The sequence below is a fragment of the Caulobacter vibrioides genome, assembly GCF_002310375.3.
GTDB lineage: Bacteria > Pseudomonadota > Alphaproteobacteria > Caulobacterales > Caulobacteraceae > Caulobacter > Caulobacter vibrioides_D.
In genome coordinates this window covers 1,360,314-1,383,299 of sequence record NZ_CP023315.3, presented here as the reverse complement: position 1 = coordinate 1,383,299, position 22,986 = coordinate 1,360,314, and the positions used below count along the sequence as shown (strand labels likewise).

Annotated in this window: 28 protein-coding genes and 2 pseudogenes; 11 read left to right on the top strand and 19 right to left on the bottom strand. The window is 67.0% G+C overall.

Going from position 1 to position 22,986, the window contains the following annotated elements; all coding sequences use genetic code 11:
• Nucleotides 1–4 precede the first annotated feature (4 nt).
• A complete protein-coding gene (locus CA606_RS06495; protein WP_096051867.1) occupies nt 5–343 on the top strand; it encodes a YciI family protein in 339 nt (112 codons plus the stop codon).
• 62 nt (nt 344–405) lie between these two features.
• Here CA606_RS06495 and CA606_RS06490 read toward each other — a convergent pair whose 3' ends face one another.
• The 9 genes and pseudogenes from CA606_RS06490 to CA606_RS06450 all read right to left on the bottom strand — a co-directional run bounded on the left by CA606_RS06490 (nt 406) and on the right by CA606_RS06450 (nt 6,458).
• On the bottom strand, nt 406–1,296 hold the full coding sequence (locus CA606_RS06490) for a TraB/GumN family protein (protein ID WP_096051868.1): 891 nt from the start codon (nt 1,294–1,296) through the stop codon (nt 406–408).
• A gap of 93 nt (nt 1,297–1,389) precedes the next feature.
• Nucleotides 1,390–2,328: an alpha/beta fold hydrolase gene (locus CA606_RS06485; RefSeq protein WP_096053849.1), complete on the bottom strand. Its 939-nt coding sequence runs from the start codon at nt 2,326–2,328 to the stop codon at nt 1,390–1,392.
• A 117-nt stretch (nt 2,329–2,445) separates the two neighbouring features.
• On the bottom strand, nt 2,446–3,120 hold the full coding sequence (locus tag CA606_RS06480; RefSeq protein WP_096051869.1) for a hypothetical protein: 675 nt from the start codon (nt 3,118–3,120) through the stop codon (nt 2,446–2,448).
• Between the two features lie 27 nt (nt 3,121–3,147).
• Nucleotides 3,148–3,342, bottom strand: a complete 195-nt coding sequence (locus CA606_RS06475) for a helix-turn-helix transcriptional regulator (RefSeq protein WP_010920093.1) — start codon at nt 3,340–3,342, stop codon at nt 3,148–3,150.
• Complete coding sequence (locus tag CA606_RS06470) at nt 3,339–3,923, bottom strand: hypothetical protein (protein ID WP_096051870.1); 585 nt, start codon at nt 3,921–3,923, stop codon at nt 3,339–3,341. Before CA606_RS06470 ends, CA606_RS06475 begins: the two co-directional genes overlap by 4 nt.
• Before the next feature lie 24 nt (nt 3,924–3,947).
• Nucleotides 3,948–4,385, bottom strand: a complete 438-nt coding sequence (locus CA606_RS06465) for a hypothetical protein (protein ID WP_096051871.1) — start codon at nt 4,383–4,385, stop codon at nt 3,948–3,950.
• 28 nt (nt 4,386–4,413) lie between these two features.
• Entirely contained in the window at nt 4,414–4,677 is a 264-nt protein-coding gene (locus CA606_RS06460; RefSeq protein WP_181242815.1) for a hypothetical protein, read from the bottom strand.
• Between the two features lie 116 nt (nt 4,678–4,793).
• Nucleotides 4,794–5,326: pseudogene (locus CA606_RS20000) on the bottom strand (hypothetical protein).
• Nucleotides 5,327–5,432: 106 nt separating this feature from the next.
• A complete protein-coding gene (locus CA606_RS06450; protein ID WP_096051873.1) occupies nt 5,433–6,458 on the bottom strand; it encodes a 2'-deoxycytidine 5'-triphosphate deaminase in 1,026 nt (341 codons plus the stop codon).
• Between the two features lie 175 nt (nt 6,459–6,633).
• On the opposite strand from CA606_RS06450, the gene metZ reads away from it, so the two are divergent.
• The 3 genes from metZ (at nt 6,634) to CA606_RS06435 (ending at nt 8,771) form a co-directional block, all read left to right on the top strand.
• Nucleotides 6,634–7,818: an O-succinylhomoserine sulfhydrylase gene (gene metZ, locus CA606_RS06445; RefSeq protein ID WP_096051874.1), complete on the top strand. Its 1,185-nt coding sequence runs from the start codon at nt 6,634–6,636 to the stop codon at nt 7,816–7,818.
• Entirely contained in the window at nt 7,799–8,263 is a 465-nt protein-coding gene (gene apaG, locus CA606_RS06440; protein ID WP_096051875.1) for a Co2+/Mg2+ efflux protein ApaG, read from the top strand. The genes metZ and apaG overlap by 20 nt, the downstream gene beginning before the upstream one ends.
• Before the next feature lie 73 nt (nt 8,264–8,336).
• On the top strand, nt 8,337–8,771 hold the full coding sequence (locus CA606_RS06435) for a hypothetical protein (RefSeq protein WP_096051876.1): 435 nt from the start codon (nt 8,337–8,339) through the stop codon (nt 8,769–8,771).
• Nucleotides 8,772–8,902: 131 nt separating this feature from the next.
• Here CA606_RS06435 and CA606_RS06430 read toward each other — a convergent pair whose 3' ends face one another.
• The 4 genes from CA606_RS06430 to CA606_RS06415 form a co-directional block, all read right to left on the bottom strand.
• A complete protein-coding gene (locus CA606_RS06430; protein WP_096051877.1) occupies nt 8,903–9,826 on the bottom strand; it encodes an Hsp33 family molecular chaperone in 924 nt (307 codons plus the stop codon).
• Nucleotides 9,827–10,042: 216 nt separating this feature from the next.
• Nucleotides 10,043–10,978 (bottom strand): ornithine carbamoyltransferase, encoded by a 936-nt coding sequence (gene argF / locus CA606_RS06425; protein ID WP_096051878.1) that lies wholly within the window; start codon nt 10,976–10,978, stop codon nt 10,043–10,045.
• A 117-nt stretch (nt 10,979–11,095) separates the two neighbouring features.
• Nucleotides 11,096–12,313, bottom strand: coding sequence for an aspartate aminotransferase family protein (locus tag CA606_RS06420; protein WP_096051879.1), 1,218 nt, complete (start codon nt 12,311–12,313; stop codon nt 11,096–11,098).
• 154 nt (nt 12,314–12,467) lie between these two features.
• Nucleotides 12,468–13,289: an ABC transporter permease gene (locus CA606_RS06415; protein ID WP_096051880.1), complete on the bottom strand. Its 822-nt coding sequence runs from the start codon at nt 13,287–13,289 to the stop codon at nt 12,468–12,470.
• Between the two features lie 239 nt (nt 13,290–13,528).
• On the opposite strand from CA606_RS06415, the gene gcrA reads away from it, so the two are divergent.
• Nucleotides 13,529–14,050 carry a cell cycle sigma 70 cofactor GcrA gene (gene gcrA / locus CA606_RS06410; protein WP_096051881.1) on the top strand — a complete coding sequence of 174 codons (522 nt, stop codon included), beginning with the start codon at nt 13,529–13,531 and terminating at the stop codon, nt 14,048–14,050.
• Between the two features lie 91 nt (nt 14,051–14,141).
• Here the strand turns inward: gcrA and CA606_RS06405 are convergent.
• A pseudogene (locus CA606_RS06405) lies at nt 14,142–14,264 on the bottom strand (hypothetical protein); the annotation flags it as partial.
• A gap of 47 nt (nt 14,265–14,311) precedes the next feature.
• On the opposite strand from CA606_RS06405, the gene xseA reads away from it, so the two are divergent.
• From xseA to CA606_RS06385, 4 genes are all read left to right on the top strand, one after another.
• Entirely contained in the window at nt 14,312–15,835 is a 1,524-nt protein-coding gene (xseA, locus tag CA606_RS06400; protein ID WP_096051883.1) for an exodeoxyribonuclease VII large subunit, read from the top strand.
• 27 nt (nt 15,836–15,862) lie between these two features.
• A complete protein-coding gene (locus tag CA606_RS06395; protein ID WP_096051884.1) occupies nt 15,863–16,078 on the top strand; it encodes a DUF2093 domain-containing protein in 216 nt (71 codons plus the stop codon).
• Nucleotides 16,063–16,914, top strand: coding sequence for a M23 family metallopeptidase (locus CA606_RS06390; protein ID WP_096051885.1), 852 nt, complete (start codon nt 16,063–16,065; stop codon nt 16,912–16,914). Before CA606_RS06395 ends, CA606_RS06390 begins: the two co-directional genes overlap by 16 nt.
• Nucleotides 16,915–17,052: 138 nt before the next feature.
• A complete protein-coding gene (locus CA606_RS06385) occupies nt 17,053–17,571 on the top strand; it encodes a response regulator (protein WP_096051886.1) in 519 nt (172 codons plus the stop codon).
• Between the two features lie 100 nt (nt 17,572–17,671).
• On the opposite strand, the gene CA606_RS06380 is transcribed toward CA606_RS06385, so the two are convergent.
• The gene (locus CA606_RS06380; RefSeq protein ID WP_096051887.1) at nt 17,672–18,613 is read right to left on the bottom strand and encodes a lysophospholipid acyltransferase family protein; all 942 of its coding nucleotides are present in this window, start codon (nt 18,611–18,613) and stop codon (nt 17,672–17,674) included.
• Nucleotides 18,614–18,731: 118 nt separating this feature from the next.
• On the opposite strand from CA606_RS06380, the gene CA606_RS06375 reads away from it, so the two are divergent.
• Nucleotides 18,732–19,127, top strand: coding sequence for a helix-turn-helix domain-containing protein (locus tag CA606_RS06375; RefSeq protein WP_096051888.1), 396 nt, complete (start codon nt 18,732–18,734; stop codon nt 19,125–19,127).
• Nucleotides 19,128–19,189: 62 nt separating this feature from the next.
• Entirely contained in the window at nt 19,190–20,026 is an 837-nt protein-coding gene (gene hisN, locus CA606_RS06370; RefSeq protein ID WP_096051889.1) for a histidinol-phosphatase, read from the top strand.
• Here the strand turns inward: hisN and CA606_RS06365 are convergent.
• The 4 genes from CA606_RS06365 to CA606_RS06350 all read right to left on the bottom strand — a co-directional run bounded on the left by CA606_RS06365 (nt 20,001) and on the right by CA606_RS06350 (nt 22,952).
• Entirely contained in the window at nt 20,001–20,981 is a 981-nt protein-coding gene (locus CA606_RS06365) for an alpha/beta fold hydrolase (RefSeq protein ID WP_096051890.1), read from the bottom strand. The genes hisN and CA606_RS06365 overlap by 26 nt on opposite strands.
• Nucleotides 20,982–20,984: 3 nt before the next feature.
• The gene (locus CA606_RS06360) at nt 20,985–21,293 is read right to left on the bottom strand and encodes an SCP2 sterol-binding domain-containing protein (protein WP_096051891.1); all 309 of its coding nucleotides are present in this window, start codon (nt 21,291–21,293) and stop codon (nt 20,985–20,987) included.
• 88 nt (nt 21,294–21,381) lie between these two features.
• Complete coding sequence (locus tag CA606_RS06355; protein WP_096051892.1) at nt 21,382–22,059, bottom strand: hypothetical protein; 678 nt, start codon at nt 22,057–22,059, stop codon at nt 21,382–21,384.
• On the bottom strand, nt 22,056–22,952 hold the full coding sequence (locus CA606_RS06350; protein ID WP_096051893.1) for a class I SAM-dependent methyltransferase: 897 nt from the start codon (nt 22,950–22,952) through the stop codon (nt 22,056–22,058). The genes CA606_RS06355 and CA606_RS06350 overlap by 4 nt, the downstream gene beginning before the upstream one ends.
• Nucleotides 22,953–22,986: the final 34 nt, after the last annotated feature.

Below are 22,986 nucleotides of genomic sequence, written 5' to 3'. Positions count from 1 at the left end.
GGGCATGACCAAGTACCTGATCTCCTTCCCCAGCGCCGCCATGCGGGTCTCGCCCGAGGACCTGCCCGCCGTCGGCGACGCCGCCCGTGCGGTGATCGAAGAGGCCAAGGCGGCCGGGGTCTATGTGTTCGGCGGCGGTGTCCATGAGGGGGTCGCGCCGGTGCGGGTGTCGGCCGATGGCGCGGTTTCGGCGCAGATCTATCCGGGCAGTCGTCTGGATGGCGGCTTCACCGTGCTGGAGCTGCCGTCTCGCGACGCCGCCATCGCCTGGTCCCGCAAGATGGCCGCCGCCTGCCGATGCGATCAGGAGCTGCGCGAGTTCATGTACGACCCGGCCAGCTAGGGACATGAAAAAGCCCGCCCGGACGAACCGGGCGGGCTTCCTGGATCAACGCGACCCAAGACCTATTTGACGCGCTCGGCCTTGATCCCGAGCTTGGCCAGCTGGGCCTGCACGCTCTCGGCGCCGACCAGGTGCCCCGAGCCGACAGCCACGAAGCTGACGCCCGAACCAGCCAGCTTGGTCTTGAGCTGGTTGGCCCAGTCGACGTTCCGCTTGACCAGCAGCAGCTCATAAAGGTCCGGATACTGGGTCTTCATCTCGGTGATGAACTGGGCTTCCAGTCCGCTCACATCGCCGGCCGCCCAGGCCGCCACCATCTTGTCGAGCTTTTCGACGCCACCCTCGGCGTCCTTCAGGCTGGACTTGAGGAACTCGATCTCGGTGGCCGACGGCAGGTCGGCGAAGAAGCGGATCTGCTGCTCGGGGGTCTCCAGGCCGGCGATCGGCTTGTTGGCGGCCTTGACCTCGCGGGTCAGCACGCCCTCGACGCCGCTCTTGGGGTCGTAGCCGGCCTTGATCATCGGGGCCATGGCCAGCGAAACGGCCGCCAGCCACGGACGCATCATTTCCAGAGCCTGGGGCGGCATGCCGGCCGACTGGCCAAGGTCGCTGGCGCGCTTGAAGTCCTCCGGACCGATCTTGGCCGACAGCTTGTTGGCCTGGTCGAGGCCGTAGCGCATGACCAGCGGCTGCATCACCGCCGGATCGTCCGCGCCGACCAGTTCGAGCGACAGGTCGCCGCTGTCGGCCAGGGCCTTGTCGATCTTGGCCGAGCGCCACTGGGTGTCGGGCTTCAGCACGTGGATCGTGCCGAACAGGTAGATGGTCGAGTCCTTGTCCTTGATCGCCCAGAGGGCCGGTTCGGCCAGGGCGGTCCCGGCGAAGCCGAGCGCGAACACAGAGGCCAGGCCGGCCAGGACACGGCGAGCGGAACGGTTGAAGTTGAGCAGCATGGGAACCCCGATGGCTTGATGTGAAAAGAAGTGAGGCGGGTCTAAGGTCAGCGCAAGGCCAAGTTCGACCCAGGGTTGGTTTTTCTTTGAGAGCTACTTGAGGAAATCAGCGACCGCCTGGGCGAACGCTTGAGGCTGGTCGAGCATGATGAAGTGGCGCGCATCATCGATACGGGTCGCCTTCAGGCCCGACAGACCGGCATAGGCGTCGACGAACAGCCGGTCGGCGGCGGTCGACGGCATGCCCATGGCCGTGTCGTAGGCATAGAGCAGCGTGGTTGGCGCCTTGACCTTGGCCAGGTCGCCGCGCGCGTCGGTGACCAGGAGGTCGTACATCGCCCGCCCCACCACCGATGGCGACGAAGCGCCGCCCCAGGCGATGACCTGCTTCTGGCCCTCCGCCGACTTCACGAAGCGCGGCGCGCCCATGGCCTGCTGGCCGGCGAAGGCTTCGGGGCTCATCGCCACCGTCGCGTCGCGCATCTGGACAGCCTGCGGACGCACCATCTCGGGCGTCGCCGCCGGCGAGAACAGCAGCGAGAAGAACGGCAGGCTGTCGACGATCATCAGGCGGCCGATCGACTCCGGATGGCGCTGGGCCAGCAAGAGGCCGGTGAACCCGCCCAGGGAGTGGCCGATCACGGCGGGCGACTTCAGGCCCTTGGCCTTGATGTAGCCGTCGACCGCCTCGACCAGGGGGCCGACCACCGCGCCGTCGGCGTTGCCGCCCACCGGCGCGCCGGCGAAGCCCGCCACCTGCACGACATGGACCCGATAGGTCGCCGACAGCTGCTTGACGGTGGCGTCCCAGACCGCGCCGGACGAGGCGAGACCGGGGATCAGGATGACGTCGGGGCCTTGGCCGACGACCGTCACGGTCATGCGGTCGGCGGCGGGGCTGGCGGCGATCGGCGCCAGGGGGGCGGCGTGGGCGTGGTCGCCGCCGAACACGCCGGTGGCGGCAAGAATGGCCACGAGAACGGCCGAAGCGCCGAGGCGGTTGCGACGGGAACGCGAGGTCTTGAAGATCACGATCATTGTCCTTGGATAGGGGCGCGCGGAAGGCTTCAGCGTCGCGCGCCGGTGTTGGGGTGACGAAGGGTGTGGCGGAATGGCGGCCCGGGTGGTTCGGGCGCGGAGACGAAGGGCCTAGCTGGCCAGACCTCGCCGCCAGGTGATGGCCAAACCGATCACCAGGTAGGCGGCCATCATGACGCTGGTGGCGTCCCACAGGGTGAGGTGCGGCAGCAGGCCCAGCTTCTCGCCCGCCGCCCACAGGAAGAGCAGGCCCTGGAGGATGGCGAAGCTGATGGCGGCGCTTTCGCCCATGGCGCGACGCATGAACTCGTCGCTCCGAACCCAGATGGCGATGTTGCCCGCCGTCTGGACCAGCAAGAGCGCGATCAAGCCCGCCATCGCCGCCGAGGCGATCATCGGTGACAGCGGCGCGAAGACGAGCGGAACCATGACCGGCGTGGCCATCATCACGCCCGCGAGAAGCAGAACAAAGCCGTTCTGGGCGTAGAAGACCGCCTGGGCTGGGGTCGCGGGCCGGACTTCCTCGGGATTGATCTGGCGCCCCAGAGCCCGGCGGCTCAGGCTCCTCATGATCGTGATCAAGCCGGTCGAGGCCATCATCGCGGCCAGCAGCAGGGCCAGGACATCGGACCAGACCAGTTCGGGGAGAGCGCCCCCGCCAGCGTCCTGCAGCGAGGCCAGGTAATCCCCGAAGACGTAGCCCAGGGGAGCGGCCACCACGGCGCCGACCAGGGCTTGGAGCGCAAGGTTGCGGCGAGGCTTGGGAGACTTCGAAGCGAAGTTCATGACGGTGTCCTCGATCGGGGCGGGCCCTTAGGCCTCGTCCTGGAAGATGGATTCGATAGGCTGCCCAAAGAGGCGGGCGATCTTGAAGGCCAGCGGCAGGCTGGGGTCGTACTTGCCCGTCTCCAGCGCGTTGATGGTCTGGCGGGAGACCTCCAGCCGGTCGGCCAGATCCGCCTGGCTCCAGTCACGCTCGGCGCGCAGCACCTTGAGGCGGTTCTTCATAGGTACCGCCTCCGGATCAGGGGCTGGCTGAAGCCCCAAGCCAGACAGAACAGCGGAAACACCAGAAAGAGCGGCGGCGCTGGGACGACATTGGCGTTGCTGAGGAAGCCCCAGACGGTGGTCACCGCCAGCACGACGCCAAGACCCCAGATCATCGCCTCGACATGGACCGCGCGCTCGAACTCGTCGGGCTCCTCCTTCAGATAGAGGCCCATCACGCCCAGAACGCCGAGGATCGGAATGGCCGGCGCCGCCGCCACGATCCAGAGCAGCGGACCCGACAGATCGACGTGCCGCAGCAGATAGAGCGAGCCCATCAGAACCACGCAGTAGCTCATCAGAGCGATGGCCAGCCGGCGCCGATAGCGCTGCATCACAGGTCCTATCTGGCCGGCCTTCAGCCAGGCCGTGCCAAAGAACACATAGGCCAGATAGACGACGAACCAGACAAACACGGCGATCGGAAAGGCCACGCCCTTCACGAGGTGCGAGAAGGCCAGGACGAAGGGCACGGCCGACAGCGCGATCGCACCGGCGGCGAACAGCGCCCATTTCGACCAAGTCGCTTTTTGCTCTTCCATCGGAAACTCCTTTTCCGGGTCCAGTCAGCGCTGGCGCAGCCACCAGATGGCCCAGACCAGCCCGTAGGCGGCGAGCTGGAAGACCAGCAGGCTGAACACGCCGATCGCGAACCACTCCGAGGGCGAATGCGGGCCGGCCAGGGCCGTCAGGCGGGCGTCTCCAACCAGCATGGCCAGCGGCGCCGCGATCAGGATCGCGCCCGATCCGCCCCAGAACCAGGCGAACTTGTGGGCCTCGCGCGCGGCTTCATCGATGTTTCGCCAGTAGATCACCGAGATCACGAGCATGACGGGGGCCAACGCCAAGAGGCCGTAACCCAGGAAGCTAGCGGGCGGCGTGACGCCCATTTCCTCCAGGAGCGCGAGCCCCGCCCCGACGACCGCCCCCAGAAGGGCGCTGCCGACGAGAAGGCGCAGGGCGATCGCCTGGCGGCGGGCCTGGGTTCCGGATTGTTCGCTCATCGTGAAAACCTTGCTCAGTATCGGGCGACTAGAGGGCGGCCAGCGCTTCGACGGCGCCGTCCTGCTCGGTCTTCGAGCTGTCGTTGGGGCCCTTCGACGGGCGCTCACGCAGGACCAGGAACAAGGTCGCCCACAGCGCGGCGATCGCCAGGGCCAGGCCGACCGCCAGAAGCGGCCCGCCCATCTCACGCGCCGCGCTGATCGCGACCACAAGCGAGCCGGAGCTGGCGGCCATGCCGATCGCCAGCTTCTGGGCACGCGTGGCGGGGGTGCGTTGAGCGTTCTTCTTCATGACAAGCCTCCTCGTCGAAATGACAAGGATGTTTGTCATGCATTCGCGCCATCATGTCAAGCGTAGTTGTCATTTTGTCATGCGAGCAAGACTAAATGACGGATCTGCTTGATGTTTCAGGCGGCGCGACGGCCCAGGAAGGGATCTTCTCGCAGGGCGCCGCCCGTCAGACCGCGCCAATGGACCGCCACGAGTCGCCGCCGCGCCAAGGCGCGACCCAGGACGCCGGTCGCTGGCAACGCCATCACCTCCCAGCCATAGCGTGAGAAGCGATCGCCAAAATCGGACCAGCGGATGACACGTCCCTCGGCGTCCTGACGCCACACGGACTTGTCGCAGCCGGGGATCCGCGCGCAGCGATCCCAGGCCTCGACGCGGCCTTGAAGGATCAGGAACGGGTCATGGACGATGCGGGCCAAGAAGGGCCTCCGTAGGAACCTGCGCCACCCTCCGCTCGGGACGGGACTGAGTCGCGCCCCCGGAGAACGACGACTAGGATTTGTGTAACCGCACAGAGTGTCCACTAGATGTGGTTGCGGCGCGTTGACGCGCGACACCCCCTGCGACAGGTCGTCGGACACGGCGCGCCGCCGTTCCCGTCCGAGGGCGCGCGCCGACGGCTGATCCGATCGTCCCTGCGGAGCGTCACGCGACATCGCCAAAAGGCCCGTGTAAAAGCACGCGCCCAGCAAACCGCATCTCGGTTACCCGGCCCGTAACCCGGGCCGCGACCTATCGCCCCAAGTCAGAGGACCTTAGCGCCAAGCCTTGAAGTGCTTGGACAATTTGAGGCCTTGCCGCTGGTAGTGCGACCCGCCCTCACCGTACAGCCGCGCCGGGCGAGCGGTCAGCGGTTCGTAGACGAGACGCGCAACCGTCTGGCCGTCCTCCAGCAGGAACGGCGTTTCGTGGCTGCGCACCTCCAGCACGCCCTTGGAGCCGACGGCTGCGGCCTCCTCGGTGCCAAAGCCGGGATCAAAGAACCCGGCGTAGTGGACGCGGAACTCGCCGACTGACGGATCGATCGGCGTCATCTCGGCCGCCTCCATCACCGGAATCTCGATGTTGTCCTTGCTGGCGAGAATGTAGAATTCGCCCGGATCCAGCAGAAGTTCGCCGTGGCGAGCCTCAAGCGGTTCCCAGTAGTCGCGCGGGTCGTGGCCATCCTCGTGGTCGAGATCCACGACACCGGCGTGGCGACGCCCGCGGAAGCCGACAATCCCGGTCTCGGACAGCAGCTCCACCCCGACGCTGCGGGTGGCCAGCTTGGCCGGCTCGCCGCGCTTCAGGCGCAGCTGGTTCAGGCGCGTGCCGGCCCGAACCAGAACCGAAAAGGTCTGCGGCGCGATCTCCATATACAGCGGGCCGGTATAGCCAGGGTCCACGTCGTCAAAGGCGCGGCTATGGTCGGTGAGCAGGCGCACGAAGACATCGACCCGGCCGGTTGAGCTCTTGGGGTTGCCGCGCGCGGACACGGTCATCGGCAAGGCCAGGCGTTCCTGGATCTCGGCGATGTAAACGCAGCCCTTCTCCAGCACCGCGCCCTTGGTCAGGTCCAGCTCGTGCATGGCCACGTCCTTCAGACGCTCGGGCACCTTGCGAGCCAGGCCCGGCAGGAACGAGGCGCGCACACGCCAGGCGCGGGCGCCCAGCCGCAGGTCGAGGCTGGCGGGTTGCACCTGGTCGACGTCGAACGGCGTAGCTGAGGTGATGGCCTCCTGGGCGATCAGCTCTTCGATGGTCTGGCAGGGCAGAATCCCTGCGGAATGGGCGTCGGTCATCGGCGCGACACTCGCCAAACCCGGCCGCAAACGCAAGGCGCGAGCGAATGGCGCTCGCCTGTGACACCACACTTTTCCCCTATGACAATTCTCTGACGCTCTGGCAGGCGTTCTGGCTTGACCCCGCCCCCTCCCCCGCTCCTTATGCGCGCGTTTTTGCGTAGGAGGCGGGGCCGTGGCCGAGAACCCGAAAGACTGGGACGTCGCGACGAAATTGATCCGTGGGGGGATCGCCCGCTCTCAGTTCATGGAGACCGCCGAGGCGCTCTACCTGACGCAAGGCTTCACCTATGACAGCGCCGAGGGCGCCGACCGCCGCTTCGCCGGCGAAGATCCCGGGTTCGTCTATTCGCGGTTCAACAATCCGACCGTGAAGATGTTCGAGGATCGCCTCGCCCTGCTGGAAGGCGCCGAGGTCTGTCGCGCCCAGGCCACCGGCATGGCCTCGATTCACGCCGCCCTGATGGGCCTGGTTCGCGCCGGCGACCACGTCGTGGCCGGTCGCGCGCTCTTTGGCTCGTGCCGCTGGATCGTCAGCGAGTGGCTGCCGCGCTTTGGCGTCGAGACCACCTTTGTCGACGCCACCGACCCCAAGGCCTGGGAAGCGGCGATGCGGCCCAACACCAAGGCGGTGCTGGTCGAAACGCCCTCGAACCCGGTGCTGGAGATCACCGACATCCGCGCGGTGTCGGAACTGGCCCACGCGGTCGGCGCCAAGGTCATCGTCGACAACGTGTTCGCCACCCCGATCTTCCAGAAGCCGCTGGAACTGGGCGCCGACGTCGTCGTCTATTCGGCCACCAAGCATATCGACGGCCAGGGCCGCGTGCTGGGCGGGGCTATCCTGACCAGCGAGGCGATCAACGAGGAATTCTACCGTGACAGCCTGCGCCACACCGGCCCGTCGCTGTCGCCTTTCAACGCCTGGGTGATGCTCAAGGGTCTCGAGACCCTGGATCTGCGGGTGCGCCGCCAGGCCGACAGCGCTTTCGCCCTGGCCAACACCATCGCCGAGCACAAGAAGGTGCAGACGGTGCTCTATCCGTTCCGCGCCGATCACCCCGGCCACAACGTCGCCAAGGCCCAGATGACCGGCGGCGGCACCGTGATCGCGCTGGACCTGGGCAGCCGCGAAGCCGCCTTCAAGTTCCTGAACGCGCTGGAGATCGTCGACATCTCCAACAACCTCGGCGACGCCAAGTCGATGGCCACGCACCCGCCGACCACCACCCACCGCTCGGTCCCCGAGGCCGAACGCCCGTCGCTGGGCGTCACCGAAGGCGGCGTGCGCCTGTCGGTGGGCCTGGAGAGCGTGGAAGATCTCAAGCGGGATGTGATCCGTGCGCTCGATCAGGCGTGAGACCTCCCCGCCCATGCAACGCATGAGACGCCGCCGGGGCAGCGACAGCGCCGCCTATGAGGCCCGCACGCGCGACATCGTCGTGCGCGTGTTCCCCACCTATGCGGCCGAGGAAAGCTCTCCCGAGCAGGGCCTGTATCTGTGGTCCTACACCGTCGAGATCGAGAACCACGGCGACGAGACGGTCACGCTGATCGCGCGCCGCTGGACGATCACCGACGCCTTCAATCGCGTGAACGAAGTCGAGGGCAGCGGCGTGGTCGGCGAGCAGCCCGAACTGAAGCCGCGCGAGGCGTTCCGCTACGTCTCGAACTGCCCGCTCCCCACGCCGTCGGGCGCGATGCGGGGCAGCTACCAGATGGTCACCCACGAGGGAGACCTGTTCGACGTGGAGATCCCCGAGTTCTCGCTGCACCTGCCCGGCGCGGCGATGAAGCTGAACTGATCGGTTGAGGGGTAATTGACACTAGACGCGGATAGGTAGAGCGTTGACGGATAAGCTCTGAGGTGCATTGCTCATGCTCATCCGGACCTCTATCTGCGCTTTTGTCCTCACCATCGCTTTTGCGCCGCAGGCCATGGCGCAGTCAGCAATCGCCAGGCAGCACTACATGCACCAAGGCGTCGTCCTGACCCCTAAGGTGGATATCGGGCGCGGCCGCGTGGATTTCCAAACCCCTTCCCAGCGAGCGCGTGTCGACAGGTTGATGCCGCAGATCGAGAAGGCCATCGCCATAAAGCTGGCCAACCCGGAAACCGCCGAGCTGAGAGGCATCCGCACTGGCCGCTACCAGAAGGTCATGGTTGTCTGCGGCGTCGTCGACAGTATCGCCGCCTCGGGCGAGACCGAAAAGCGCCGCTTCATCGCCCGTCCCGGCGTCGCCACCCTCGAGACTCCGGAAAACGCTGACGCGTTCAGGGCTGGCTGGAAGAGCACAGGTTGCGGCTTCTAGAGCGCGTCGGGTTTAGGGGGCGGCGGAACCGCCGGAACCAGCTTGCCCCCGTAAATCGAAGGCTTGTCTAGAAAAGGAAATGGCCGGCTCTGACACAAGAGCCGGCCATTCTTATTTCAAGGTTCGCCCCGTCAGACCGACGGGCTCTCCGCCGTCGGCGGGTCCAGCTTGTAGGTCCGCGAGCAATATTCACAGGTCACGTGGATCTTGCCGTCCGGCTCGATCATCTCGGTGACCTCCTCGGGCGAGAACGAGTCCATCACCACGCCGATGCGGTCTTCCGAGCAACGGCAGAAGGCGCGCAGCGGCTTCTCGTCCAGCAGTCGCACGCCGTCCTCGTTGAACAGGCGCCAGAGCAGCGTCGGGGTCGAGACGGTCGGGTCGATCAACTCATCCTCGCCGATCGTCTCGAAGAACGCCTGCACGTGCGTCCATGCGTCCTGGGTTTCGCCGCGCGTCTGATCGCCGGCGATGACCTGGATCAGCATGCCGCCAGCGCGCCAGTGAGGCCCGTCGCCGGTGTCGACCTGACCGACCGCCAAGCGGACGCGAGTCGGCGTCTGCTCTGACTGGGCGAAGTACTGCTCAGCGCATAGGGCCAGGGTCTCGCCCTCGATCGGCGTCACGCCCTGGTAGCGGTCCATGTCCGCCCCCTGGTCCAGGGTCATGATGAACACGCCGCCGCCCAACAGGGTTTTCGCCCCCGGTCGCGCGAACCCTTCCGAGACCGCCGCCACCTCTTCCGGATCGAACCGGCAGTAGCCGCGCAAGCCGCCGCTGGTGTCGTAATCGACCACGACATAGCGCACCGGGCCATCGCCCTGAGCCTGGACGATCAGGCGCCCCTCGAACTTCAGGCTCGACCCGACCAGGGCCGCCAGGGCGCAGGCCTCGCCCAGCAGGTTGGCCACCGGCTCGGGATAGTCGTGGCGCGTCAGCACCTCGTCGATCGCCGCGCCAAGGCGCACGACCCGGCCGCGTACGGGCAGGTTCTCGATCTGAAACGCGGAAACGACGTCGTCTAGGACGCCGGTGTCGGATGCGATGTCGGTCATGGGGAGGCTAGATAGGCGGTTCTGACGAAATTGCGAGCCCGATCAGCGCCAGCATCGCGCGGGGCCTCGCCCCAGGCATCCCGAGATTGGGTGCGTGCGACCGAACGCCTCGTTGCGATAACAGGGGATTCAGACTCACTTGGGGCCGCCGCCGCTTTTGCCCATACGCGACGGCGAAACCGGCCAGCGTTTACCAACCGGCGCTGGCCGGTGACCCTATCCGATCGCGCCGAAGCACCAGGCCAGAACCGACTTCTGGGCGTGGATGCGGTTTTCGGCCTCATCCCAGACCAGCGAGCGCGGGCCGTCCAGCACGGCGTCGGTGACCTCTTCGCCCCGGTGCGCCGGCAGGCAGTGCAGGAACACGCCGTTGGCGGCGGCCAGATCCATCAGCCTATCGTCGACCTGATAGGGCTCGAGCGCGGCCAGGCGCTGGTCATGGTCGGTGTCGCCCATCGAGACCCAGGTGTCGGCCACCACCACATCGGCGCCGCTGACGGCGGCCTTGGGATCGGTGGTCATGCTGACCCGGCCCTGCAGCCCTTCGGCGCGAGCCAGATCGTGCAGGTCGGCGTGATAGACCGCCGGACAGGCGATCTTCAGCTCAAAGCCCAGCAGCGGCGCGGCGTGGATGAAGCTGGAGCAGACATTGTTGCCGTCGCCGACCCAGGCGATGGTCTTGCCGGCGATCGGGCCGCGATGCTCCTCGATGGTGAGGATGTCGGCCATGATCTGGCAGGGATGGCTCTTGTCGGTCAGGCCGTTGATCACCGGCACGGTCGAGACCTGGGCGAAGCGCTCGACGTCGGCATGACTGTTGGCGCGGATCATCACCGCATCGACCATGCGCGAGAGCACCTTGGCGGTGTCCTCGATGGTCTCGCCCCGGCCCAGCTGCATGTCGTTGGACGTCGAGATGATCGCACTGCCGCCCAGCTGGCGCATCGCCGCGTCGAACGAGAAGCGCGTGCGGGTCGAGTTCTTCTGGAAGATCATCGACAGCACCCGGTCCTTGGCCGGCGCGTCGGCGTCGACCTTACCCTGCGGCCAGCCCTTGCGGGCGGTCTTGCGGGCGTGGGCGTCGTCCAGCAGCAGGCGCAGGGTCGCGCCGTCCAGCTTCCACAGGTCGATGAAGTGGCGGGGTTGAGTCATCGGACGATCCCTATCCCCGCCTCCCCGGCGAATGCCGGGGCCCAGAGTTATCCGGGAACTAGGCGGGCTTGATCTGGGTCCCGGCTTTCGCCGGGAAGGTCGGAAAAAGGGTGGGTTCTAGGCGACGGCCTTGGCGCGTGCAGCCTCGCAAGCCTTTTCGAGCTTGGCGATCGCCTCGCTGGCCTCCTCGATGGTCAGGTTCAACGGCGGCAACAGGCGCACGCAGTTGTCCCCGCCGCCGGCGATGAGAAGCTTTTCATCGCGCGCCAGGACCATGAAGTCGCGGTTGTTCGGGATCAGCTTGACGCCGATCAGCAGGCCCTTGCCGCGCACGTCGACGATGACGTCCGGGAAGCGGTCCTTGAGGCCGTTCAGTTGCTGGGTGAAGAAGCCCGCGACGGTCTTCACGTTGTCCAGCGTCTCGGGCGACTTGATGATGTCCAGCGCCGCCTTGCCCACGGCCATGGCCAGCGGGTTGCCGCCGAAGGTCGAGCCGTGCGCCGCGACCGTCATGCCCTTGGCCGCCTCGGTGGTGGCCAGGCACGCGCCGATCGGGAAACCGCCGCCCAGGGCCTTGGCCACCGCCATGATGTGCGGCTCGCCGCCCTCGGCCCACTCATAGGCGAAGAGCTTGCCCGTCCGGCCCATGCCGCATTGGACTTCGTCATAGATCAGCAGCACGCCATGCTCGTCGCACATCTGGCGCAGGCCCACGAGGCAGTGCGTCGGGATCGAGCGCGCGCCGCCCTCGCCCTGCACCGGCTCGACGATGATCGCCGCCGTGGTCGGGCTGGTGATCGCGGCCTTGATGGCGTCGTGATCGCCGAAGGTCAGCTGGCTGTAGCCCGGCAGGCGCGGGCCAAAGCCGTCGACATAGCTGGGATTGCCCGAGGCGTTGACCGCGGCGTAGGTGCGGCCGTGGAACGAGCCGTCGAAGCCATAGATGTCGATGCGCTCGGGTTGGCCGTTGGCCGAGTGGTACTTGCGCGCCGTCTTCAGCGCGCACTCGACGGCTTCGGTGCCCGAGTTGGTGAAGAACACCACGTCAGCGAACGTGTTGGCGCACAGGGCGTCGGCCAGGACTTCCTGCTCGGGGATCCGGTAGATGTTCGAGACGTGCCAGAGCTTCTCGGACTGGGCTTTGAGCACCTCGACCAGGGCCGGATGGGCGTGGCCCAGACCGTTGGTGGCGATCCCCGCCACGCAGTCCAGATACTCGTCGCCGTCGGTCGAGATCAGGCGCGCGCCTCGGCCTCGCTCGAACGCCAGCGGAGCGCGGTTGTACACGCCCATGATGTGGTGCTGCGAGGTGGTGGACGACGTCGCGGTGCTCAAGACCGGCCTCCCAAAAAGGAAAGAAGCCCCCGTGCTGTAAGCACGGGGACCGGAAGGCCGCAGGTTGTCGCTTTGGAACACCGTCGTGTCAATGAAAGCCCCCTCAAAAAGGCCCTGAAACGCCAGCGAAATTCCGGCCTATGGCGCGGGCGCCTCAGCTCTTGAGACGGTAACCGGTGACGAAGAGCCTCCAGCACCACAGGAACAGCGCCACAGTGAGCAGACCGCTGGTCACCACGCCGATCGCGATCGAGCCGTCGGCATGGCCAATGAAGCCGTAGCGGAAGCCGTCAATCAGGTAGAAGAACGGGTTGAAGTGGCTCGCCGACCGGAACGGCTCAGGCAGCTTGTCGACCAGGTAGAAGGTGCCCGACAGGAAGGTCATGGGCATGATCAGGAAGTTGGTCACGGCGGACAGCTGGTCGAACTTCTCGGCCCAGAGACCCGCCAGAACGCCGGCCAGTCCCAGGATCATCGAGGCGGTCAGGCCGAAATACAGCACCGCCCAGAGATGGGCGACCGATAGGCCAGCGCCCGGCAGCACGCCGATCACCGCCGCCGTCACCGCGCCCACCACCACGCCGCGCGTGGCCGCGCCGAGCGCGAAGGCTGAAACCTGCTCCAGCGCCGACAGCGGTGGCGTCAGGAAGTCCGGCGTCAGGCCCATCATCTTGGCCTGGATCAGCGAGGACGAGGAGTTGGCGAAGGCGTTGTTGAGGATCGCCATCATGATCAGGCCCGGGGCCACGAAATGGCCGAAGGTCACGCCGCCGACCGCCGGGCGACTGGCGCCGACCGCGACCACGAAGACCAGCATGTAGAGCAGCGTCGTCACCACCGGCGCGGCGACCGTCTGGGTGCCGACCTTCCAGAACCGGCGGATTTCGCGCTGGTAGAGGGTGATGAAGCCGGACCAGTTCCAGCCGCGATAGTCGCGGGGCTGCGGCGGAATGACGCTCTCGGCCGTGTCTCTCATCAGCTCAACCCTTTGAATCTCAGGCGCATGTGCGCCTTGCGGCCCTATTTCGCAAGCGCGGGCTTGCCGGAATCAACATCTTGTTTCTGTGGACAGAGTCGATGGCGCCCATTGTGCGTTTTAACGCATTCTTTACGATATCTAGTAGGACGACCGCCGGCGGGGCGGTTTGATCACCAGATATGGGGTGACGGGCGTGGGGACGCCCCCACCCTCTCTCGAATGGCGGAGACGGGTTTATGAGCTGGACCGACGAACGGGTTTCCACCCTGAAGAAGCTTTGGCTGGACGGCCTTTCGGCGAGCCAGATCGCCAAGCAGCTGGGCGGCGTGACGCGCAACGCCGTGATCGGCAAGGTGCACCGCTTGGGCCTGTCGGGCCGTGCGGCCCCCTCGCAGCCGGCGCGTCCAGCCTTCAAGGCGCCGCGCCCGGCCCGTCCGGCCGCTCAGGCCATGCCGTCGGCGCCGCGCCGCGTGACCCCGGTCGAGGCCCCCTCGTCGGTTCCGGTCGCCGCGGCCCCCGCGCCCCTGCCGGCCTTCCGCCACGAAGAACCCGGCTCGGCCACCGTGCTGACCCTGGGCGCGCACATGTGCAAGTGGCCGATCGGCGATCCGTCGTCGGAAGGCTTCACCTTCTGCGGTCGTCGCTCGTCTGAAGGCCCCTACTGCGTCGAGCACGCGCGGGTGGCCTACCAGCCGCAGCAGACCAAGAAGAAGAGCGGCGGCGCCGAACTGGCCCGCTCGCTTCGCCGCTACATCTAAGAAGAACAATAGTCTCTCAGGCGGCGGATCCCGGGGAGCTCACGCTTCCCGGGATTTTTGCGTTCTAGATCTCCACGAAGCGCCCCCTCCGTCACGTCGCCGAGCGGCGCCGCGCCACCTCCCCCGCAAGCGGGGCAGGAGGATTGAGCGGCTTCCTCCTCCCCCGTGCAACGGGGGAGGTGTCGCGATGCGAAGCAGCGTGACGGAGGGGGCGCGCCCCGGGGAGATGACCTCCTCCAACTTCCCCCCTAAAAAGCTCCCATGAGCGATCTGCCGCCGAACGATTCCAACGCACCGCCCTACTCGGTTTCCGAGCTGGCCTTCGCCCTGAAGCGCACGCTGGAGGACCGTTACGGCTTCGTGCGACTGCGCGGCGAGCTGTCGAAGGTCACCCATCACTCCAACGGCCACGTCTATCTGACGATCAAGGACGACAAGTCCGCGATCGACGGCGTGGTCTGGAAGGGCAATGTCCGGGGCCTGGGGGTGCGGCCCGAGCATGGGCTCGAGGTCATCGTTACCGGCAAGATCACCACCTATCCGGCCGGCTCTCGCTACCAGATCGTCATCGACAGCATGGAGGCCGCCGGCGTCGGCGCGCTCTTGGCGCAGCTCGAACGCCTGAAGGCCAAGCTGGCCGCCGAGGGCCTGTTCGCGCCCGAGCGCAAGCGCCCCCTGCCCTCGATGCCCGCCGTGGTGGGCGTCATCACCAGCCCGACGGGCGCGGTGATCCGTGACATCCTGCACCGCATCCGCGACCGCTGGCCCTGCCAGGTGCTGGTCTGGCCTTGCGTGGTGCAAGGCGACGCCGCCGCCGGCCAGGTCAGCGCCGCGATCCGTGGCTTCAACGCGATCCAGCCCGGCGGCCCGGTGCCGCGTCCTGATGTGCTGATCGTCGCACGCGGTGGCGGGTCGGTGGAGGATCTGTGGGCCTTCAACGACGAAGGCCTGGCCCGGACCGTCGCCGAGGGAACCATCCCGCTGATCTCGGCCGTCGGGCACGAGACCGACACCACCCTGATCGACTTCGTCTCGGATCGCCGCGCGCCGACCCCGACGGCGGCCGCCGAGATGGCCACGCCCGTCCTGGCCGAGCTGCGAGCCCTGATCTCCGACCTTGATCGTCGCCTGAACCGGTGTGGCGCGCGCACCGTCGAAGAGCGCCGCACGCGCCTGGTCAGCGCCGCGCGCGGCCTGCCTCGTCCCGACGACATCCTGGCTCTGGCCCAGCAGCGCTTCGACATCGCCTCCGGACGCCTGGACGCGGCCCTGCAGCGCAACACCGCCGTCCACGCGCAGGAACTGCTCAAGGTCACCGCGCGCCTCACGCCCGAGGCCCTGGGCCGGCAACGCACCGTGAAGGCCGAACGTCTGGCCGACCTCTCCCGCCGCCTGGACCTGGCGGCGCGCCGCGCGCCCGATCGCGTGGCGCAACACGCTCGCCTGCCCGCGCTGTGGGAGCGCCTGAACGCGGCCGGTCAACGCCGCCTGCAGCGCGACGCCGACCGCCTGACCAATCTCGAAAAACTACGCCAATCGCTGAACCCCGAGCGCCCTCTGGAACTGGGCTTCGTCCTCGTGCGCAAGGGCGATGGGACCCTGGCCCGCTCGGCGGGCGATCTGGCTTCCGGCGAGCGCGTGAACCTGAAGTTCAAGAGCGGTGATCGCGACGCGGTCATCGACGGCGAAGGCGGTTTCGTCCCGCCGCCCGCGACATCGGCCCCGACGCCCAAACCGCGCCCCAAACCCGCCGCGCCGCCCGCCGGTCAGGGCGATCTGTTCTGAAACGGCGGCTTGGCGTAGAATGACCTCATGAACGCTTTCGATCGTGATCTCGGCAAGTCCGACGGCATGGCCGTCCTGCACTATGGCGACGGCGAGTACGCCGTGCTCAGCCCCGGCCGCTTCGTGCTGTGCGCGGTCAGCAACAAGCAGATCCCGTTGGAGGCCCTGCGCTACTGGAGCCCCGAGCACCAGGAGGCCTATGCCGGTCCGGCCGAGGCGCTGAAGCGTTGGCAAGGGGCCTGAGCCGTCGCGCGGTTCTAGCCGCGCTTCCGCTTACCCTGGGCCTGCCAAGCCTGGCGCACGCCGCCGCCCCGGGCCTTTCGCTGTCCGGAAAGTTCGTTCAGGGCGGCTACGCCGTGGGCCGCACCGCGCCCCGCGCCACGATCGCTCTGGACGGCCAGACGCTGGCCACCGCCTCAGCCGATGGCTGGTTCGTGATCGGCTTTGATCGTGACGCGCCTGCAAGCTCGGTCCTGACCGTGACCACCGCGGACGGCTCGGCCATCGACGAACGCGCCGTCACACCGGGCGACTTCGACATCCAGCGCATCGACGGCCTTCCGCCCGAGCAGGTGACGCCGACCGATCCTTTGCTGCTGGAGCGCCTGGCCGCCGAGAACGTCCGCAAACTGGCCGGCTTCGCCAGTCAGGCCGATATCGAGGGCTTCCGCGAGGGATTCATACTTCCGGTTGTAGGCGCGCGCCGCTCCGCTCGTTTCGGAGGCCAGCGCGTTCTCAACGGCGAGCCCAAACGTCCCCATTTTGGGGTTGACCTGGCGACGCCGGTCGGGACGCCGGTCCGCGCGCCGGCGTCTGCGGTCGTCGCCTTCGCCGAGACCGGATTGCACTTCGAGGGCGGCCTGCTGCTCCTGGATCATGGCCAAGGCCTGGTGACGGCCTATCTCCACCTGTCTAAAATCCTCGTTTCTCCCGACACTTACGTGAAGCAGGGCGATGTCGTGGCCCACACCGGCAAGGAGGGCCGAGCGACCGGTCCGCACCTGTGCTGGCGGATGAAATGGCGTGGCCGGAACATGGATCCATCCCTGCTGGTCGGCGCGGGTCCGTTCCGCAGTTGACGCCCGGCCCCAATTCGCCCCTGGCGCGAGTTTCAATCATTCGTTAGCTATGCCGCCGGTATCGAGACACGAGGTCGCCCGGGAGAGCGGCCACCGGTCTCGGTCTCCCCGCAAGATCATTGAGGAGACGGCTCCCGCATGTCGGCGGTGCTTGAAAAGCTGCGCTTCTTGCTGGTGGACGACAACCAGCATATCCGCTCGATCGTTTCGGCGATCCTCAAGGGGGTTGGCGTTCGGCATATCCGTGAAGCGATGGACGGCGCCGAGGCGCTGCAGATCCTGCGCGACTGGCAGACCGATATCGCCATCGTCGACTTCAAGATGAGCCCACTGGACGGCGTGATGTTCACCCAGCTCGTCCGCAATTCACCAGACAGCGTCGATCCGTACCTGCCGATCATCATGCTGACCGGTTTCGCCGAACGTCACCGGGTGTTCGAGGCCCGCGACGCCGGCGTGACCGAGATCGTCGTGAAGCCGGTGACCGCGCGGTCGCTTCTGGATCGCATCAACACCGTGATCTTCCACCAACGGCCGTTCATCCGATCGCCGGACTATTTCGGTCCCTGCCGCCGACGTCGCGTGGACCCTCAGTACCACGGCCCCTTCCGCCGCAATGGCGAGAAGGACGCAGCGACCGACGCGATCGAAATCTAGAGCATTTTTCGAGCGAAGTGGTCCCGGTTCGCGTGAAGAAAAATGCGTCAAAACAAAAGACTAGAGCCCACGGCTTGACGCAGTCAGGTCGCGAAGGGCTCTAGTCGGCGACGTCTGCGCGTTCGCGCTCCGCCAGGGCCGCGTAGACCTCGTTGGGCCAACGCCGGTGAACCCAGAACCATTCGGCCGGACGCTCGCGAATGCGATCTTCCATGAAGGCGTTGATCATCCGCACCCCGGCCTCGATGTCCGCCGTGCGGTCCCCCGTCTTGGGCGGAATGATCGGGTCATGGACCACCGCCCGGAAACGCGCGCCCTTCAGCCGCTGAACCGACATCGGCTGGAGCACCGTGCCGAAGCGAATCGCCAGGCGCGTCGGCCCCGGCGCTGTGTGGGCCAGATGACCGAAGAACGGCGCGGCCACGCCGCTATTGAACTTCTGGTCGTTCATCAGGGCCACCGACTTGCCCTGTTTCATGCCCTCCAGGAGCTCGCGCGCCCCGTCGCCGCCCTTGGGCGCGAATAGCCGCACGCCATAGCGAAACCGGCTCTCCTTGATGCGCTTGTCGACATAGGGATTGTTGGCCGCGCGATAGGTCATCTCGCAGACCACGCCACTGTCGACGATGGCCGCGGGCATCACCTCCCAGTTCGACAGGTGTCCCGAAACGAACACCACGGGGATCCGGTTCTCGGCGATCTCGATGAGGCGTTCCTTGTTCACCACCTCGACCCGGCCGGTGGACGGCAGGATCTTGTCCATCAACGGGAATTCGGCGAACGAACGGCCCAGGCCATCCCACTGCTCGCGCAGGATCTCCTCGTGCCAGGCGGCGTCCTTGTCGGGGAAGGCGAGTTTCAGATTGCGGGCCGCAACCTTGTGCGCCCCGCTCATCGGCCCGAACGTGCGCCCCAGCCAGCCGCCGAAATCCGACGCCCGGTCTACGCCCATCAGGCGCACCGCGCCGATAAAAAGGTCGAAGCCCAAGGCTTCCAACCGCCAAAGAAGGTCCTGGACCCAAGGCTGACGCTTTTCAGACATGGGACCTTAGTAGGCTCGCCCTCGTGTATCGCGCAACGTCGCTCTCGCCCGGCACGCGACTTGCGGCAGTCAACCCAGACCGTTCCGTTTCGGGACGGGTCGGGAGAAACAAGGGGGCATGGCTTCCATGGGCAACGACATCGACGTTCACCTGGGTAAGCGCCTGCGTCGCCGCCGTCGTCTGCTGGGTCTCACCCAGCAGCAACTGGCTGGCACGGTCGGCGTGCGCTTCCAGCAGATTCAGAAGTACGAGTGCGGCGCTAACCGCATCTCCGCCGCCCGGCTGTGGCAGCTGTCCGAGGCCCTGGAAGTGCCGGTGGGCTACTTCTACGACGGTCTCTCGGACACGCGCCGCGAGACGACCAGCGAGTCGGCGGAAGGCGGCGAAATGTTCGCGCGCAAGGAAACGCTGGATCTGATCCGGGCCTACTACCTGCTGGGCGAGCGTCCGCGCCGTCGCCTGCTGGATCTGGCCAAGTCGCTGAACGGCGGCGCGGACCACGCTGACGCTTAAAGTCGGCGAACGCATACAGTCACTGGTGGCGTACCTGCGGCGGGGAGGTTAAATCCCCGCCCATGACGCTCTCCGCTGACCGGCTCGCCACGCTCGACGCCTTCATCCTCGACCTGAATCGGGCTTCGGCTGCGGTCATCCTGCCGCTGTTCCGCGCCGATCATGGCCTTGAGGACAAGGGGGCGGGCAAGAATCTGCCGCGCGACACCCATGCCGCCTTCGATCCGGTCACCGAGGCCGATCGCGGCGCCGAAGCCGCTATCCGCAAGCTCATTGCGGAGCACTATCCCGAGCACGGGGTGATCGGCGAGGAGTATGGCGAGGATCGTCCCGACGCCGAATTCGTCTGGGTGCTCGACCCCATCGACGGCACGCGCGCCTTCATCGCCGGCCTGCCGCTGTGGACCACCCTGATCGGCCTGCGCCACCAGGGCCGCCCCGTGCTGGGCGCGATCGGCCAGCCGTTCATGGATGAGATCTTCGTCGGCCACGCGGGCGGGGCTCGCCTGGTTTCGCGAGGCGCGCAAACGCCGATCCGTGTGCGCGAATGCGCCAACATCAATGACGCCGTCATCGGCACCACCGATCCCGACGCCTGTTTCGACGGCGCCGAGCGCGGCGCGTGGCTTCAGGTCCGCGCGGCCGCCAAGCTGGCCCGCCTGGGCTGCGACGCCTACGCCTACGCCATGGTCGCCATGGGCAAGATGGACATGGTCATCGAGGCTGGCCTGAAATCCTGGGACATCGAAGCCGCCATCCCCCTGATCGAAGGCGCTGGCGGCATGGTCACCAACTGGCGCGGCGAGCCTGTCGGTCCGAACGGCGGCCAGATGGTCATCTCCGGCGACCGCCGACCGCTGGATGAGGCTTTGGTCAGTCTGAGACGTTCGGCGAAATAAGCGGCTCGTGCGGGGCGATCGGATCGATCGTCTCGTCGAACGCCTGCCAGAACAGCGCGCGGCGCGCGTCGGTCTCGACTAGGATCTCGTGGAACGCGCCCGGGACCTCGACATAGCGCCCCTGGGGGATCCGGCGGGCGATCGACTTGGAGTCGGCGTTCAGCACCCGATTGTCGAGTTCAGCGCCCAGGATGGTCACCGGAACGGCGATCGCCTCGACCGACTTGCTCCGCCGCAGCCAAGCGCAGGCCGAAATCGCGAAATCGGCCCAGCCCCAGGTCATGCCCCCCAGAGCGATCTCGGGATGGGCGCGCAGTTGCGCCTGATAGCGGTCGTAGCGCGTCTCGTCGTGGGTCAGGCCGTCGCCCTGGAAGGTCTGGGTCAGCGGATCGTATGGGGTCTGCACATACTCGCCCGCCAGCCCCACCCGCGACATGACGAGGGCCAGAGGCCGCGCCAGCCAGGGCGGCACGCCGGCGGTGTTGAGGCCCAGCATCGGCGCCGACAGCACGGCGGCCGCGAAGCGTGTCTCACCGTGGGCCAGGGCCAGCATGGTCAGACACCCGCCCATCGAGTGGCTGACGGCGAACCAGGGCTTGGGCATCCGCGCCTCGAACGCATCGAGCAGCGTCTTGTGATCGGAGAGGAAGGTCTTGAAGCCCCGGGCGTGACCCTTGAGGCGGTCGGGCAAGGCGCGGGCCGACAGCCCCTGCCCTCGCCAATCGTGCAGCAGCACGGCGAAGCCGCGCGCCAGGAGGTCTTCGACGACCTCGAAATACTTTTCCAGCGGCTCGCTGCGTCCGGGGCTGAGCACCACTGTGCCGCGCGCGGGACTGTCGGGGAAAAACGTCGCGGCGCGGAGGGTCGCCCCATCCGCGCCGCGGAACCATTCGGCCTTGCCGCTGTCGGGAACCGGCGCCTCGGGAATCGAGACCAGAGGCGCCGGTCCCGCCATGGCTTAGCGGAGCTTGGCGAACAGAGCGCCCATCGCGGGCTGCAGGCCCATGGCCACGCCCATGTCCGACAGCTTCAGCTTGCCGGTCATGACGGCCATCGTCGGGTCCAGCTTGCCTTCGCCCATGGCGACCAGGTCGTCCAGGGCCAGGGTCATGGTCAGGTCGGCAGGCTTGTCTTCGTTGGTGACCGAACCGCCGTCGATGTGGATGACACCGGCGTCCTTCAGGTCGAACTTCAGGGACTTGCCCAGGCCGCTGTCGTCGCCGACGGCGGTTTTGATCTTGTCGGTCAGTTCTTGGATGGTGGCCATGGCGCGATCTCCCTCTGCGCTTGTGAGTTGGCGAATAGCTAGACCGGCTGAAGCGGATAAGTAAACACCGTTCAGAACAGCCGTTGGTTTATTTCTTGCCGTCGTCGAACGCGACTCTAGTCGGCGTTCGCGACAGCTTCACCCGAGCTGCACCCTTGTGGGCTTCGGGGTAGAAGACCGGCACGCCACCGACGATCTCGAGCGCTGCCTGGCGGCCGTCGCCATAGACGATCTGGCCGCTCTGCGCGCCGATGAAGCCGATGCCCGGCAGCTTGGGAACCATGAGGGATAGCGCAGGACCGGCGGCCTTGCGCATCGCCGCATTCGACTCCGAAACCGTCAGGGCGAGGTCGCGCGCATCGTACTCCTGGGCCAGCTTGAGCACCGGGGCTGGTATCATGCTGATGCCGAATTTCTTGTCGGCCGGAACATCGACCACGACCTTGGCCTTGCCGTTCAGTTGGGCGAGCGTCGGCAGTCGATCGAACTCGCCATCGTCCCCGACGGGCAGAACCGTGGTCGCGCCATTGGTCTCGACCAGAGAGACCTTCACCCCGCCGAAGGGCTTGCCTTCGCTCCGCAGGACATAGCGAAGGCGCATCCGGCTGCGTTCCTGCGCAGGCACCTTCATGAACTTGTCGAGATAGGGAAACAGCTTGTCGGCGGGGATGATCTTCTCCCGCGCGAAGGCCGGCGTCGCCGCGGCGATCAGCGCCAGGCCAAGGCCCGCTACAACCAGCGTCTTGAACGTCTTGCGCTGGCTCATTTCGGCTTCACGAACTTCAAGGTCATGCGGTCGCTCTCCCCGATCGCGTCATACTTGGCATGGTCGAATCCCGGTTCCGCCGGTTCGCCGCGCGGCGCCGACAGGCGCGTGGGCGGCAGGGTCCAGACGCCGAAGGGGTGGTCCTTGGTGTCCTTGGGATTGGCGTTGATCTCGCTGGTCCCGGCCAGGACGAAGCCCGCTTCCTTGGCCATCTGGATGACATAGTCCTGCTGGACGTAGCCGTCCTCGGCCAACACGTCCTGGACGCGTCCCGGCTGGCCGCGATGTTCCTCGATCCCCAGGATTCCGCCAGGCTTGAGCGCCGCAAGCGCGTCCTTGAAGGCCTTTTCGGCGATGCCCCCCGCCATCCAGTTGTGCAGGTTGCGCAGGAACAGCACCAGATCGGCGCTGCCCGGCGGGGCTACAGGTCCGCTGGTCGGGCCAAAGGCCGTGAACGCGACCTCACCGTAAACCTTCTTCTTCTCGGCCAGCTTGCGGCGATAGCCCTCGACGATCTCGGACGCCGCCGGATCGACGGGACCATTGGTCTCCAGCATCGCCTCGTAGAGCGTGCCGCGCGTGTCGGCCAGGAACGGGGCCAGGATGTCGGTGTACCAGCCGGCCCCCGGCCAGAACTCGACGACGGTCTGCCCCGGCTTGAGCTCCCAGAACTTCAGGCTCTCAACGGGATGGCGCCACACGTCGCGCGCGCGGTCAGCGGGCAGGCGCCAACCGCCCGCCACCGCCGCCTCGATCGTGTTCGGCCCGGCTTTGGCGGCGGCCTTCGCCTCCGCCTTCGCCGGGTCGTCCTTTTTCCCGCACGACGCCAAGGCCAGAGCGCCGACGCCGGCCACCAAGCTTCGCCGCGACCAGAGTTGAACTGGAACCATCATTCCCCCACTACGCGGGCCAGCCTGGCGGCGGACC

Coding starts and splice junctions, on each gene's coding strand:
- CA606_RS06450 (WP_096051873.1), bottom strand. CDS start 6,458: ATGACCGACGCCCATTCCGCAGGGATTCTGCCCTGCCAGACCATCGAA.
- CA606_RS06365 (WP_096051890.1), bottom strand. CDS start 20,981: ATGGCGGGACCGGCGCCTCTGGTCTCGATTCCCGAGGCGCCGGTTCCC.
- CA606_RS06475 (WP_010920093.1), bottom strand. CDS start 3,342: ATGAAGAACCGCCTCAAGGTGCTGCGCGCCGAGCGTGACTGGAGCCAG.
- CA606_RS06465 (WP_096051871.1), bottom strand. CDS start 4,385: ATGAGCGAACAATCCGGAACCCAGGCCCGCCGCCAGGCGATCGCCCTG.
- xseA (WP_096051883.1), top strand. CDS start 14,312: ATGAGCGATCTGCCGCCGAACGATTCCAACGCACCGCCCTACTCGGTT.
- CA606_RS06415 (WP_096051880.1), bottom strand. CDS start 13,289: ATGAGAGACACGGCCGAGAGCGTCATTCCGCCGCAGCCCCGCGACTAT.
- CA606_RS06480 (WP_096051869.1), bottom strand. CDS start 3,120: ATGAACTTCGCTTCGAAGTCTCCCAAGCCTCGCCGCAACCTTGCGCTC.
- CA606_RS06355 (WP_096051892.1), bottom strand. CDS start 22,059: ATGAGCCAGCGCAAGACGTTCAAGACGCTGGTTGTAGCGGGCCTTGGC.
- CA606_RS06380 (WP_096051887.1), bottom strand. CDS start 18,613: ATGTCTGAAAAGCGTCAGCCTTGGGTCCAGGACCTTCTTTGGCGGTTG.
- argF (WP_096051878.1), bottom strand. CDS start 10,978: ATGACTCAACCCCGCCACTTCATCGACCTGTGGAAGCTGGACGGCGCG.
- CA606_RS06385 (WP_096051886.1), top strand. CDS start 17,053: ATGTCGGCGGTGCTTGAAAAGCTGCGCTTCTTGCTGGTGGACGACAAC.
- CA606_RS06375 (WP_096051888.1), top strand. CDS start 18,732: ATGGCTTCCATGGGCAACGACATCGACGTTCACCTGGGTAAGCGCCTG.
- CA606_RS06495 (WP_096051867.1), top strand. CDS start 5: ATGACCAAGTACCTGATCTCCTTCCCCAGCGCCGCCATGCGGGTCTCG.
- CA606_RS06395 (WP_096051884.1), top strand. CDS start 15,863: ATGAACGCTTTCGATCGTGATCTCGGCAAGTCCGACGGCATGGCCGTC.
- CA606_RS06430 (WP_096051877.1), bottom strand. CDS start 9,826: ATGACCGACATCGCATCCGACACCGGCGTCCTAGACGACGTCGTTTCC.
- hisN (WP_096051889.1), top strand. CDS start 19,190: ATGACGCTCTCCGCTGACCGGCTCGCCACGCTCGACGCCTTCATCCTC.
- CA606_RS06490 (WP_096051868.1), bottom strand. CDS start 1,296: ATGCTGCTCAACTTCAACCGTTCCGCTCGCCGTGTCCTGGCCGGCCTG.
- CA606_RS06360 (WP_096051891.1), bottom strand. CDS start 21,293: ATGGCCACCATCCAAGAACTGACCGACAAGATCAAAACCGCCGTCGGC.
- gcrA (WP_096051881.1), top strand. CDS start 13,529: ATGAGCTGGACCGACGAACGGGTTTCCACCCTGAAGAAGCTTTGGCTG.
- CA606_RS06350 (WP_096051893.1), bottom strand. CDS start 22,952: ATGATGGTTCCAGTTCAACTCTGGTCGCGGCGAAGCTTGGTGGCCGGC.
- CA606_RS06435 (WP_096051876.1), top strand. CDS start 8,337: ATGCTCATCCGGACCTCTATCTGCGCTTTTGTCCTCACCATCGCTTTT.
- CA606_RS06460 (WP_181242815.1), bottom strand. CDS start 4,677: ATGAAGAAGAACGCTCAACGCACCCCCGCCACGCGTGCCCAGAAGCTG.
- CA606_RS06470 (WP_096051870.1), bottom strand. CDS start 3,923: ATGGAAGAGCAAAAAGCGACTTGGTCGAAATGGGCGCTGTTCGCCGCC.